This is a genomic window from Pyxidicoccus sp. M15 (assembly GCF_056858435.1).
The window spans coordinates 8,056,027-8,069,824 of sequence record NZ_CM166495.1 but is presented as its reverse complement, the minus strand read 5'-3'; the positions used below and the strand labels follow the sequence as shown (position 1 = coordinate 8,069,824).

The following is a 13,798-nucleotide window of genomic DNA, read 5'->3' as shown; positions in this document are numbered from 1 at the left end:
GCGGCTCGGGCTCACTCGAAGTGGAAGGTGAGGTGGCGTCCGGCGGACGGGAGCCACCCGATGTCGCGGTCCAGCCCCGCGATGCGCACGGCCAGCGGGAGCTGGGCCAGTGCAAGGACCACGTCGACATGACTCTCTGTGACGTGGAGCCGGGCATCCTGTGAAAACAGCGTTCCCTCCAGCTCGAGTGCGTCGTCCGAAGTCAGGCCCAGCGCGCGGACCAGCCGGGCGCGGCAGTAGGGCACCAGCCACGCGAGCCACCGCTCCAGTGGCGAGGCCTCTTCGCCACCCGGGGGTGGCACCTCTCCGTGGGCCAGCGTGAAGCGCGGCCTGGAGGCGTGGCTGGCCGCTTCGCCCGGGGGCGTCACCGCTTCGTGGGCCAACGCGGAGCGTGAGTCGCCGGTTGCCGCTCCACCCGGCACGTGCTCTCGCGTGGAGGTCGCGGCGATGCCGCGGCTCCGTGGGGCAGGTGCACGCCGGAGGTAGGGCTCCAGCTCCCGCTGGACCTGCGCCTGCGCGTCGTCGTCCACGCGGGGAACATCCAGCACGACGAAGCCCGCCGGGTGCAGCACCCGCAGCCGGCCTCCCTCGGCCGACCACGTCCACACCTGTGTCTCCTCGGTGCGGAACGCGTGCAGCCACTCCTCGGGCACGCGCCAGGCCTCGGGCGGCTCGAAGCCCTGACCGGGCGCATCCCCCGCCTTGCGACCGGCGAGCAGGGCCAGCACCTTCCACACGGGGTCACCGGGGCGCGGGTCCACGAGCAGCTTGCGCCCCAGCAGCGTGACGAAGTCCCAGACGGACAACGGCAGGTGCGGGTGCGCGGGCCGCGAGAAGTCCCCGTACAGCTCCAGGAAGAGGGCCAGGTTGACGAGGTAGAACAGGCCTCCCAGCTCGGTGGAGATGGGCAGGCCCCACGCACGTCCGGGAGGCGGCTCGAAGACCCGGGGCGGTGAGGAATCCACGGGCGGAGGCGCGGGAGGCGCGGCGGCCACCGGCGTTCCATCCGCCACCGCGGGCCCTGCCGGCGCGTGGCCCTCATCACGCACCAGGGCCGATGCCTCGGTCGACGCGGGGGCAGGGGACGAAGTCTCCACCCCGACCACCGGGACGTCACCGCTGGCCGACTCCAGGGGTGCCCCCGTCGGGCCCCGAGCCACCTCGTCGGCACCCACACGAATCTCCCCATCCAGCGCGCCCACGAGTCCTGAGGAATCCTCCGTGACGACCATCGGCGCAGCCCAGGAGACTTCCAGGTCCAGGTCCCCCCCCTGGACCTCCAGGGTTGATGGGGCCGAGGCAGGACGCGGTCGCACGTCCGCCACGTCCGCCGGCCGCGTCGCACCGCTCCGCCACGCCACCACCGCCGGAGCGAACGAGGGCCGCCGCGTTTCCTCGGGAGCTCGGCGCAGCATCAGCGCCACGCCCAGCAGCGCCTCCCGGGCCGCATCGAGCCCCAGCGTGCGTACCTCCGGAACCCACGGCGTCCACGGGGCCTCGACGGCCACGGCGCCGCTCGCCCCGTCCGCCTGCACGTCCCGCACCGCACCGGAGGCCTCCGCCTCTCGCGCGGGCACCTCTTCCTCCACCGCCCGCACCCGCGCCAGCTCCGTGAGCCCGTGGACCCGGGCCACCTGCGCCAGCACCGTCCGTGCCTCGTCCTGGGAGAACAGCGCCAGCACGGGCCTCGCCTCGCGCCGGCGCACGGCGGTCTCCAGCGCGGCGGGCACGTACTCGGGTTGGCGCAGCCACTCGGCCACCAGCGTGCGCGCCAGGTCCACGTTGGGGAACAGCCCTCGCCACCACCAGTGCGCCAGCGCGCTGCCCCGGCTGACGTCACTGGCCAGGCATGCCAGCAGCTCCGAGGGGTCCGCGAACAGCACGGCCTCCGCGCCGGGCGGCACCGCCCCCAGCGCGGGCCGTGCCGCCCTCGCCACCTGGGCCTCCAACAACGAGACCACCGCCGCATCCCACGCCGCCGGAGGGCGCAGCGCGTGGTGCCGCACCGGCAGCACCCCCGGCTTCGGGTCCATCAGCCGGCGGATGCAGACGGTGGCCGAGGGCGGCAGCCCTCCAGGCGCGAGGTGGGCGCCGCTCAGCAGGGACTCCAGCCGCAGCCGCGCGGAGAGCGGCTCCAGGTCCGCTCCGCGCAGCCGCAGCTTCCCGATGACCGTCCGTCCCACCCGCGCCCCCTCACTCATCGTTCCGGCGGTTCCTCCGGCGCGACACGAGCCCCAGCACACCCAGCAGCATCAGCCCCATCGTCCCGGCCGAGGACGTGCGCCTGCAGCCGCACGGACCGGGGTTCGGCCCCGGCCCCGGACCCGGCTCCGTCCCTCCATCGGCACCGGGCTTCGGCGGAGGCTTCGCCGTCACCGGCTTCGGCTCGCCCACGGTGCCCTCGGCGATGGGCGTGCCCGCGACGAAGACGTGGATGGGCGTGTTCTTGTCCACGCCGGTCAGCTGCACCTGGTAGTCGCCCCTCACGTCCGGTGTGCCGATGCTCTTCACCGTGCCCTTGCCGTCCATCCGCACGATGATCTGGTCGTCGTAGCCCGGCCCCAGGACGTTGCCCAGGCCGTCCACCGGGGTGAAGCGCAGCACGAAGTCGCCCGCTCCCGTTTGCTCGCTCTTCACCTCGGACAGGTTGCCGTCCGGCACCACGTCGATGGTGGTCTCCACCGTCTCCGTGCGGCGGATGGGCTCACCGTCCGGGCTCTTCATCTCCAGCTCGACGTAGAAGCGGTAGAGGCCCGGCGTCTTCGTGTCGGTGTACTTGAGCGCGTAGCGCCCGTCGCCCTGGTCCTTCAGGTTCAGGACAGTGCCGTCCAGCTTCTGCCCCATCCGCGCGCGGTAGTCCGGGTCCTTCAGCAGGCCGTCCACCTTGAGCTGGTAGCCGGGGAGCGGCTCCTTCGTCCCCGGCTGCTCCACGCCGGGCATCTTTGCGTTGTGCAGGAGCGTACCGAGCGCCGCCACCGGCCGCTCCACCCGCACCCGCAGCTCCCCGCCGTTCATGTCCTTCACCGGCTCGCCGTCCCAGGTCACGTCCGCCAGCAGGTCCAGCGGTGTGCCCGCCGCGTGCTTCACGCCTGGAATGCTGAAGCGGAAGTCGAGGTGCTTCTCCTCGGCCACCACGCGGAAGCGGTAGGGCATGGCGACGTCCGTGCCCCTGCGCACCGCCTCCAGCTTCCACTTGCCCGGCTTGCCGCTCTTCGGCAGGTCCACGCGCTGCACCGTGTGCGCGATGCCATTGGCGCGGAACGTCGGCGTCACCACCACCCCGTCCGGATTGGTGATGCGCAGCTCCAACGAGTTGCGGCCCGACGCGCCCAGCCAGCCCAGCGTCACCAGCGCGAACTCGACGGTGCCGTCCAGGAAGACCTCCTCGGAGACCGACGCCTGGCCCGCGGCCAGCGTCCCCGACGACTTCAGCAGCGCGGACAGCGTGTTGCCCTTGAGGGCCGCCACCAGCTGGTCCGCGAAGGCATCCGGCAGGCCGCCGTCCACCGACAGCACGTGCGCGCCCGACGTCTCGGCGGAGATGCGCTGCATGGTCTCCACCCAGGGCGACGTCACGGTGCCCACGGACACCGCGAGCACCGGCGTGCACTCGCCGGCCATGAACTTCTCTCCCGAGGGGCTCCCGATGACGAGCATCCCCGAGGACACGCCGCCGTCCGCGTCGATGACCACCTGCGGGTTGACGTTCTGCATGCCGTCCGTCATCAGCACCACGGTGGTGTTGCTCAGCTGGCGCGGGCTCCGCTCCGAGTACGCCTCCAGCAGGCCCTGGCCCATGGCGGTGACGCCCAGCGGCTGGCGGCCGGGCAAATCGTTCTTGAAGATGCTCCAGTTGGTGGAGCCACCATCCGTGGTCGCCACGCCGCGCTCGCGGAGGAACGGCTCGTTGAAGGCGGGAGACTCGGGGGCCGTGTTGGAGAAGTAGATGAGCCCCAGCCGGTCATTCGTGAGCCCCATCCCCGCCTGGGTCGCCGCCGCGGCGCTCTCCGCGGACCAGGTGTTGATGAACTCGTCCACCGCCGCCTTCATCGCGTCGATGCGCCGCACCGTCGAGCCGCCACCGACCGACAGGTCCATGCTGCCGGACTGGTCCAGCACCATGATGACGTCGAGCGGGAGCCGCCCCATGTCCAGGGCCGGCGCGGGGAAGGGCTGGGTGAACACCACGCCCGGCACGCGCCGCGAGGCGCACGAGCAGTAGGAGATGGTCCCCACGCCACCCGGGTCGTCGATGTACGTGGCCGCCAGACCGACCACACCGTAGCGCGCCACCACGGGCAGCCCGTTGAGCGTGATGTCGTAGTTCTTCGCGCCGGCGGTGGCGGACTTGTCGCAGAAGGTGCCGCCGGGCTGCAGCTGGCTCTTGGTCTCCATCAGGAGCAGGGCGGAGTTCCCGTCCCGCTTCACGAACAAGACGTTGTCACCGCCGACGTCGACCTCGACGGGAGCGGCGAGCTCGCTCAGCGGCACCTGGACGGTGTTGACCGTGATGCTCACCCCCGCGCCGGGGTTGATGACGCTGTTGAACTCGAAGTACCCCCGCACCTCGGCGATGGGAGGCCTGGTTCCGGTGGCGGGCAGCACGAAGCGCTCGGCCCGGACCGCCGCCGGGGCCAGCAGGGTGAGGACGGCGAGCGCGGCGGAAGCGACGGCTCGTTTCAGCACGTGGGACATGGATTCTCCTCAGAGGATCAGGGGAGGCCTGACCGTGATGACGGACTGCGCGTTCTCATCGGACTTCGGGCCACTGGGGCCGTTGATCTGCACGCGAACGACGAACTGCTTGTCCACGCTCCCGGTGCCGGAGAGGGTCCCGGGAATCGTGACCGTGAGCGACGTGTCCGAGGCCTGGGTGGGCGCCGCGCCGCCGGCGGGCTCGTCCGTGAAGAACACCCGGACAGGGGTCGTCGGCGAGTTGAACCCCGTCCCGGTGATGACGATCTGCCCACCCACGCGCGGGTTGGTGGGGCTGATGCTGGTGATGACCGGCTTCACGATGCCCGTGGAGGGGCCGACCCGGAGCGTCGTGCTCTCCACCTGCTTGCCGGTGGACTGGTTCACCACCGTCACCGTGACGTTGACCGGCGTCGCGCCCGGGATGGTCGGCACGTTGGGGATGCCGGTGGGCACGATGACGTAGAGCGAGAAGGTGGTGCTCCGGATGGACGCCGTCCCCGCGACCACGCCATTGAAGCGGACGATGTTGTTGCCGGGCTGGCTCGCGAAGTTCTTCCCGAGAATCTGCACCTCGTCGCCCATGGGCACCGAGCCAGGGAGGAACCCGGTGATTTCCGGCCCGTTCGTCGGCGTGGTCGACGACGGCTCTCCCGCGATGAGCAGGCTCACCAGCGAGTTGGCCACCACCCGCGCCCCCGCCGGCGGCACCTGTCCAATCACCCGGCGGAACTGGTTGTCCGGGTGCGTGGGGTTCACCGCCAGCCCGTTGGCGTCCAGCAGCACCGGACCGAGCCCGAGCGGGGGTGTGCCGCTGGTGAGGGCGGTCCTCGCGCTGCCCAGCGTCTCCCCGTACAGGTTGGGCACGGTGACGGGGCCGCCCAGCTTCAGCTCCAGCTCCTTGAGCAGCTTGATGATTGCGTTGATGAGCCTGGCGGTAATCAGGTCGCCCGGCTGGACTTCAGTCAGTTGTTCGTCGGCCATCGCATCCTCCTCGCGGCCTTGCAGGGTGGGAAACCGAAGGGTGAGTTCACCGCAGTGCGTAGTTGCCGAAGCTCCAGTGCGAAGCGTCGAAGCGCGGCTCGCTCACGTCGGGCATGTGGCCGCTGGCGAAGATGAGGTACTCCTGCGTGGAGCCCCCCGAGAGCAGTGCCTGCTGGTTCTCGCGGACCTTGAAGAGCCAGACGAACGGGTCGGTGCTGGACGGTGTCGTCGGCAGGAAGGTGACGGGCGGGAAGGCGAAGGCCAGTCGCAGGAGCGCCTGGATGCGCGCGCCCTCCACGTGGGTCACCACCTCGCGAATCGTCACCCCGTCGAAGAACACGTCCTGCTTGAAGCCGGGGAAGGCCGTGTTGCCCAGCGGCACCACGCCCGCGGGGGGCAGGAACTCGAAGTGCTCCCGCGCCTTCAGCGCCTGGGGGCTGACGGCGCGCAGCGAGTCGAGCTGGTCCTGGAACTGGAGGAACATGGCCTCGCCCTCGGCGGCGCGGCGGTCCCCCACGCCCAGCGCCCAGCGCGCGGGCTGCGCCGAGCGGGTGGGGCGGCGGCGCGCGGACCACACGTCCACGAAGCGGATGCCCTCGCCGTCGCGCCAGTGGATGACGGCCAGCGGCACGTCGCAGTCGGTGAGGAACTGCGGGCGCAGCTTGTCGATGGCGCCGTACCCCGTCGCGGGCACGGAGAAGGGGTAGTCGCGGAAGGGCACCGCCTGCGTGTCCATCGTCCCGAAGCAGTGGTGGGCCACGCGGTTGCGCAGCCGCTGCCGCTTCGCCGTCGTGTTCTGCAGGTCTGCGTCCGGGACGTCCAGGCGCAGCAGGCGGAAGCGCACGCCCTCCACCAGCCGCTTCGCCTCGCAGCCGTTGGTGGGCTGGCCGCCCAGGCCGCTCGTCTCCGCGCGGCCCTCGCGCCCGTCCGCCTCGGAGATGACGAGCAGGTACACGCCCGTGCCGGACACGTACACGCTGCCCGGCGGCGAGCACGCGCCGAAGCCGGCCTGCGCTCCCGCGGCAGTGGCCTCATTGGAGGCGCCGCGCAGCAGCGACACCTCCACCGGCTGCTTCAATTCCAGCGCGCGGCCCTCGCGGTTGAGGGCCAGGCCGCGCTTCACGGTGACGACGGGCTCCGTCGCCGAGCTGCCGCCGATGATGGCCTCCACCTCCAGGCCGTGCACCACGCCCTCGCCCAGCGCGGCGCCGAACTGCTTGAGCGCCTCCTTCCGGGCCTGCTGCTCCCGCGTCAGGTCCTCGGCCGACAAGAGCCGGCCATTGAAGAAGTTCGTCGAGCGGATGCCGTCGTCGAGGAATGCCGTATCCAGGTCGATGCGCATGGCGCGTCACCTCTTCCGGAAGGTGTTACGGAAGTACTGGCTGACTTCGATGACCACCTCGAGGTTCTTGAGGACGTCGGGGCTCGGGTGCTCCTGGGACTGCGTGTCCCAGAAATGGAGCATGAACTCGCCGGAGCCCTCCTCGACGAAGCCGCCGTAGGTGACGGTTCCCAGGTGCGGGAACTCGCCGTGGTGCACGAGCATCGCCTTGACGATGTAGACGTACTCCTCCGGCTTGAAGACGCAGTCGTTGAAGGTGAACAGGGCCGTCCCGAAATCGGGGACGTCCGTGCACCGCAGGCCGTTGTAGGTGTCGCCGCGGTCATCCCCGTTGAGGGGGACGATGCCGGCCGCGACGATGAAGTACTCCGGCAGCTCTGGGGGCCGTCGCACCACGTCCACCGCACCGCCTTCTCCCGGCGGACCCTCGGGACCCTGCGGCCCGACGGGGCCCTGCGGCCCGACGGGACCCTGCGGCCCGACGGGGCCCTGGGGACCGGTCGCGCCGGTGGCCCCCGTGGCGCCCATCTGTCCCGTGGCGCCCGCCGGCCCCGTGGCCCCTATCGGGCCTGTCGCACCCGGCGGCCCCTGGGGACCCGCCGGCCCGGCCGGGCCCGCGGGCCCCGCCGGCCCCGCAGAGCCCGAGCCCCCACCGAGCCCTCCACCCAGCAGCCACTCCTGGAGCATGCGCAGGTGGAGCAGGTAGGGCCGTTCCTCCTCGAGGATGCGGATGGCGTCCGAGGAGCCATCCACCTGCCAGTCGCCGGCCACGCCGGACTTCACCAGCGGGACCTCCACCTCGGCCAGCATCACGCAGTTGCCGTCGCCGGAGGCCTCGGGGGTGACGGGCGCGGAGCAGCCCTGCGCCTCGCCCAGCCAGTTGGGCCGCCACAGCGCGCGCAGCTCCGTCACCCACAGCCGCATGGCGGCGCGCAGGTACTGCTCCAAATACTCCTGGTAGATGATGAGCGGAGCGGGCGGCGAGCCGTCCATCATCACGTCCAGCGGGCTGTTCGGCGGCGACGGCGGAGACAGCGGCGAGGAGGGCAGGGCGCTCGTCAGCGCCGCGTCGCGGATGGCCTTGAGGAAGTCCTCCAGGGACACGGAGGTGGACGGGTCGCTTCCCGCCTGGATGTGCTCACGCAGCCAGCGCACGAAGTCGCGGACGGCGTCCTCCTCCGGCTGGGAGGGGCGCGCCAGGCGCAGCTCCAGGCCGAAGTCGTCCGTGACGCGCGAGGGCGCCATGGAGTCGTCCTCGCTGCGGCACGGCTCGCCGGGGACGGGCACCATGTCCGTGAGGCACTCTCGGTAGCAGAGCACCACCCACAGCCGCAGCAGCTTCGTCACGGACACGTGGGTGTCCACGCCGTCCTTGTTGGCCTTCAGCCAGTCATTGATGGACGCGCACTGCGCGGGCGTCACGCGCACCAGGTGCCCGCGCGGGGTGAGCGCCACCCCGGGCGACACGCGCACCTCCGGGCCGCGCGCGCCCAGGCCGGACGTCACGGCCAGGCCCCAGGCGGTGCCGTAGCCGAGTAAGTCCCTGGCCAGCCACCTGTCCCTCTCGGAGAGGTAGGCGAACTCCTGGTTGAAGTCGTCCACGCCCAGCACCATGCCCAGCACGTAGTTCACGTGCTTCGTGGGGTCGGCGGCCGCGCGCGGTACTGACGTGGAAGTGAAGGTGCTCATTGGATGTCGCTCCCGTGGGACTCACGGCGCCCGAGCGCGTCCCGCCCCAGGATTTGCCGGTCCTTGGCGTCCTGTGGGGGTCTCGGTGCCAGATGGCTTTCCGCCAGGTACTCGCGGCCGAGCTGCATGGCGGGCATCAGCTCGGGGGCACGGCTGCCCAGGTCAATCAGGGTGTCCACGCCCAGGCGGGCTTCGCCGACGCGGAACATGGCCCAGTAGAACTTCACGTCGAACACGGTGTGGGCCGGCTTCTCCACCGCCACCACACGCATCGCCTGCTCCAGCCGCGTGCGCTGCTCCTGCGCGGCGCTTCCCCGCGGCACCGGCAGCACCACCGTGAAGCGGTGCGCCGCGGCGCGCACCGGCAGCACCACCGTCTCGAAGTGGTACCAGTCCGACTGCGCCGGGCCGTCCACCGGCAGCACCGTGGGCAGCGCGGCCTGGGTGAAGTTCGTCAGCGTCGTCACGTGCGCGGCATTGAGCGCGGTGATGTTCCGGTAGCGCCGCGCCAGGAAGTCGCGCCACACCGGCGCGTCCGCGGACGTGGCCGCCGGGATGAAGCCCAGCGCCTCCTGCGTGAAGGAACGCCAGACGGCGGAAACCGTCGCTCCCGCCGGCGCGGTGAGGGGGAAGTTCTCCGTCAGCGCCGTCACGCCCGCCGCCGCCAGCGCCGCCCGGTAGCGCTCCACCAGCTGCGCGCGCCCCTGCGACGGCTCCCAGCGGCTGGACGTGGCGGTGGCCACGGTGTGGATGCCCTCCGTCTGCGGCGGCTCCGGCGCGACGAGGAACGGGGTGCGCGCGGAGCGGAAGCGCTCGACGATGCGGAAGCGCGAGCGGGTGGGGTCCTCCTCCTCGGTGAAGATGGAGTCGTCCGGGCACTCGTCCAGCGCCACGCGCAGCGCCATGCGCAGCCCGCGCGGCGTGCCCCGCCACTGGAAGAAGTCCAGCGTGTGGCGCAGGAACAGCCGCCGCCGGGGCTCGTCCCACGCCGGGTCCATGGCCACGCCGAACCAGGAGGACAGCCAGTCCAGCGCCTCGGGGGGAGCGCTGCGCGCGTCGAAGAGCACCTGCGCCGCGGCGATGCGGTCCTCGATGGAGGTGAACAGCCCCTCCACGTTGGCGAGGAACCTGTCGAGGAAGCTCCCGGACTCGGCGTCCTGCCGGTAGAGGCCGGGCAGGTACTGCGCCAGGTACGAGAAGCGCGGGTACCAGGCGCGCAGCGCGTGGATGCGCGGCGTGGTGGCGCCGCCGCCCACGAGCGTGAGCTCCACCTGCGCGTAGCGCCCCTTCGCCCGCTGGAAGAGCACCTCGAAGGTGCCGCGATGCGGGCCCTCGGTCTCGGCGACGAAGGGCTGCTCGGAGCCGCCGCCGCGCTTGTACGGCGTGGGCTCCTCCATGAAGGGCGTGGCCTCCAGGTCCGCGTGCTCGTTGGCCGCGCGGGTGCGGATGACGATGCGGGCGCCGGGAGGAATGGATGCATCCAGCATCACCCGGTGCCACGCGCAGTCCGGCGCGCGGCCGTCCAGCACCGGCGTGCGCAGCGTGGCCTCGCGCACGTAGCGGGGACGGCGCTGGGGCACCAGGGGCACGAAGGTGTCGGCGAAGTCGTAGAACGCGCCGCCGCCCGCGCCGATGAGCGCCTTGCCGCCGAACAGCCGCAGGGGCAGGTACTCCGGCTGGGGCACCGCGGAGAGCGTGCCGTCCCCGGCCACGTGCAAATCGAAGGCGAAGACCTGGTTGCCGTCGCGGCCCACCACGAGCACGCGGTGGGGCGTGGTCTGCGTGCCGGGCACCAGGGCCATGTCGTGCGCCACCAGCGCGTAGCTGAACGCGGGGCCGGAGCCCTGGAGGATGCCGTCCACCTCCAGCGGCAGCGGCTCGCCCTCGGGCTGGCCGTCGCGGTACACGCCGAGGAAGCTCCTGGCCTCGCCCCGGTCCAGCACCAGCACGCGGCCGTCCGGGAGCACCTCCACGGAGATGGGGTCCTGGGCGGACAGCGGCAGGGACGCGGCCAGCGTCACCGGCTCCGGGAAGGTGACGGCGGGCACGCGGCGCTGCGGGCCGCCGCTCGCGGGCTGGAAGGCCTCCACCCTCTCGGCGGACAGCACGGAGTCCCCGTCCAGGCGCACCACGCGCAGCTCCGCGTCCAGGCGCCACAGGCGGCGGTTCTCCCGGTCCAGCACCACCGCGCCGCCGTCCGGCGTGGCCGCGATGTCCCACGGCGCGAAGGGGATGCCCGCGGGCCACACGTGCTTCACCGGCGGGCCGCCGGAGTGCAGGTCGAACACCAGCAGCCCGGGCGACGGCGCCAGCGTGCCCACCACGAGGTAGTGGTGCCCGGTGATGCCCAGCCCTCCGAGCGGCTCTGGCGCCGGCGTGGCTGGCGGCACCGCCGGGCCGAAGCCACCGAAGCGCGGGGCGGGCACCTCGGAAGGCGGCAGCGGCCAGAAGGTGCTGGTGGCGCGCGAGCCGCTGGACATCACCTTCACGGTGAGGCCGTCGCCGCCAATCCAGTAGAAGCTGCCGTAGCGGTCCCTCGCGGCGCCGCGCCGGTCCTCCAGCTTCGGGGGCACGTCGCGCGGCGCGGCGATGAAGCGGAACAACTCCGCGCGCAGGGACACCTCGGCGCGGATGGCGTCCCAGGCCACGTCCGCGCCGGTGCCGGACGCGTCCGCCCACGCCTCGGACAGGGGCCGCCCCTGGGAGGAGCAGCGGCCCCAGTCGTCGCGGCCGAGCAGCAGATGGAAGCGTGTCCCGTTGGCGTCCATCTACCGGCACTCCTCCGGGACGACGGGCACGGACACGAAGGGCCGCTGCGCCCCGGTGGCCACGGTGCCGGTGCCACGCAGCTCGTCCAGGGACGGCGGGTCCCCCACGGCCACGGAGATGCCGGCGAGCCGGGGCAATTGCAGCCCCGTCAGCGGCACCTGGTCCTGCGCGGCACCGGTGGCCAGCCCCAGCCGCACGCCGCGCACCAGCGCCACGCCAGCCACGCGGCTGGCGACGGCGGCCAGTTCCAGCGACACCACGGCCTTGCGCAGCGGCCAGCCGCGCTGGAGCACCGTCGCCTGCGGCGCGCCGGCCAGCGACACCGTGGGCTCCAGCAGGTCCACGCCCTCGGGCGGCAGCGGCGAGAGGAAGGCGGTGAGCGCGGCCTTCACCGCCTCGCGCACCGTGGCCTGCGACACGCCGGCCACCACCTCCAGGCCCACCGTCACCCAGACGGGCTTGTACACGGCGCGGCGCACGAAGATTTCCGTCGTCACCAGCCGCCGGGGCGCCAGCCAGCAGGCGATGGCGTCCAGGAAGGCGTCCTGGCCTTGCGTCTCCGCCGGGTCCGGCTCGAAGCGCGGAATGGCCATCACCGTCACCGCGCCCGGTGCGTCGCCGGGCTCGTTGGGCGACAGCGCGGGGTGGAAGGCGGGCAGCACCTCCACGCGGCCCACGGCCACGCCGGGGGTGCGCAGGGTGAGGGCCTCGAAGTCCTGCGTCGTCACCAGCCGGTCTCGGTGCTGGAGGAAGCGGGTGATGTGGCGCTCGCCCTCCGTCACGCCCTCCGCGTCCGCGCCGCCCCACGTGGGCAGCGGGTTCTCCACCTGGAGCCCCGGAGGCAGCGCCGGGCCGCTCGTCACCGTGCCCGGGCCCACGTTGCCGGCGCGGCCCACGCCGTGGTCGTAGTCCACGCGCAGGGTGGCGCCGGGAGGCGGCCGTGCGCCGTGCGCGCCGTCGCCGAAGCGCAGCTCGCCGGCCTCGGCGTCCAGGCGGAACACCTTCACCCGCGTGTTGGTGGACGCGGGCGTGCCCGGCGGCAGGCGCGGGTCCGCCACCGCCACCTCGGGCCCCGCGCTCATCAGGTCGTCAATCTCCTCCCACGGCTCGGACTTGCCGTCGGTGGTGACGACGGTCAGCTTCACGGTGCCCGGCAGCACCGGCGCGCGCGCCAGCTTCGCCACCTGGTCCGGCTCGCCGGTGCCCTCGGGCAGGAGCTCCCCCGTCACGCGCTCGCGCTGCGTCACTGGCGCCGCGTTGATGCCCGCCCACAACAGCTTCGTGGTGACGGGCGCGGACGAGGTGATGCGCACCCACGTAATCACGCGCGCATCCAGCTCCTCGTCATCCAGCGCGGGAGGGAAGTCGCGGGTGCCCGCCTCCAGCGGGTCCAGGTTCGTCCACAGCTCCAGCTCGGCCACCGTGGAGGGCAGGGGCACGTCCACCACCACCGGCTCCGCGGGGACTTCGGCCGTGGCCAGCGTGCGCCAGCTCGCGTTGCGGTCGGCGGCGGTCTCCGGCAGCTTGCCCTCGGGCGGCAGCCGCGGGAGCTGGAACTGCAGCACCGCCGAGCCCTCCGGCCGGGCCTGCCCGTTGGGCACCAGGTCGCGCCCGCCCGTGTCGCCGGCAGGGGCAATGCCCACCGTCAGCACCTTGCCCTTCAGCTCCTCTCGAGCGCGCTTGAGCGCGTCCGGCAGCTTCCGGTCCGCGGGCCGCAGGAGCAGCGCCACCCACAGCGCGCGGTCCAGCGCCTGGGTGTTGAGGTCCAGCGGCTCGGTGCCGCGCGGGGAGAAGGGCGTCGTCTCGTAGAACTGGAGCTGGTCGGGCGCCGCGGGCGGCGGCTGGGTGGCGGTGAAGGAGGCGTAGAGCTCCTGGTAGTACTCCTTCACGCGCGCCTCGGGCGCCACGCTCCGCTTGTAGAAGAAGGCGGCCTCCACGGGCAGCACGTCCAGCCCGCGCTCGGTGCGGAAGGGCACGTTGCCGGCGCGCACCTCCACGCCGTCCGTCAGCGTGAGGGCCTGCGGCGGGCCGCCGCGCGCGTTGCTGAAGGCCACCATGCCCTTCGCGGATGACGCCGGCTGCAGCGGCACGCCGAGGAGCTGGAGGAACTTGAGCCGGTTGCGCTCCGGAATCTGGTTGGCGCGGTAGAGGAGGCTCTCCGTCAGGAAGGCGAAGAGCTCCAGCAGCGTGACGCCCGGGTCGGCCTTGTTGAAGTTGGTCCACTCGGGGTTGTGGACGGGGATGCGCGACAGCGCCTCGTCCAGCAGCTGCTGGTACTTCCGGTCGTCGATGGTGGGCAGGGTGAGTGGCAAGGTGGTG

7 protein-coding genes are annotated in these 13,798 nt (G+C 72.6%); all 7 read right to left on the bottom strand.

The genetic code is table 11. The features are described 5' to 3' along the window. Positions 1-11 precede the first annotated feature (11 nt). From ACX9TP_RS29630 to ACX9TP_RS29600, 7 genes are read right to left on the bottom strand one after another with little or no spacing between them, the layout of a single operon-like run. A complete protein-coding gene (locus ACX9TP_RS29630) occupies positions 12-2,201 on the bottom strand; it encodes a hypothetical protein (protein ID WP_482973992.1) in 2,190 nt (729 codons plus the stop codon). After that, on the bottom strand, positions 2,194-4,695 hold the full coding sequence (locus ACX9TP_RS29625) for a vWA domain-containing protein (protein ID WP_482973991.1): 2,502 nt from the start codon (positions 4,693-4,695) through the stop codon (positions 2,194-2,196). The genes ACX9TP_RS29630 and ACX9TP_RS29625 overlap by 8 nt, the downstream gene beginning before the upstream one ends. Positions 4,696-4,704: 9 nt before the next feature. After that, positions 4,705-5,679 carry an IPT/TIG domain-containing protein gene (locus ACX9TP_RS29620; protein ID WP_482973990.1) on the bottom strand — a complete coding sequence of 325 codons (975 nt, stop codon included), beginning with the start codon at positions 5,677-5,679 and terminating at the stop codon, positions 4,705-4,707. A gap of 46 nt (positions 5,680-5,725) precedes the next feature. Continuing rightward, positions 5,726-7,021, bottom strand: a complete 1,296-nt coding sequence (locus ACX9TP_RS29615; protein ID WP_482973989.1) for a hypothetical protein — start codon at positions 7,019-7,021, stop codon at positions 5,726-5,728. 6 nt (positions 7,022-7,027) lie between these two features. Further along, positions 7,028-8,710 carry a hypothetical protein gene (locus ACX9TP_RS29610; protein WP_482973988.1) on the bottom strand — a complete coding sequence of 561 codons (1,683 nt, stop codon included), beginning with the start codon at positions 8,708-8,710 and terminating at the stop codon, positions 7,028-7,030. Then, positions 8,707-11,478 carry a phage tail protein gene (locus ACX9TP_RS29605; protein ID WP_482973987.1) on the bottom strand — a complete coding sequence of 924 codons (2,772 nt, stop codon included), beginning with the start codon at positions 11,476-11,478 and terminating at the stop codon, positions 8,707-8,709. The genes ACX9TP_RS29610 and ACX9TP_RS29605 overlap by 4 nt, the downstream gene beginning before the upstream one ends. Further along, positions 11,479-13,791 carry a baseplate J/gp47 family protein gene (locus ACX9TP_RS29600; protein ID WP_482973986.1) on the bottom strand — a complete coding sequence of 771 codons (2,313 nt, stop codon included), beginning with the start codon at positions 13,789-13,791 and terminating at the stop codon, positions 11,479-11,481. Positions 13,792-13,798: the final 7 nt, after the last annotated feature.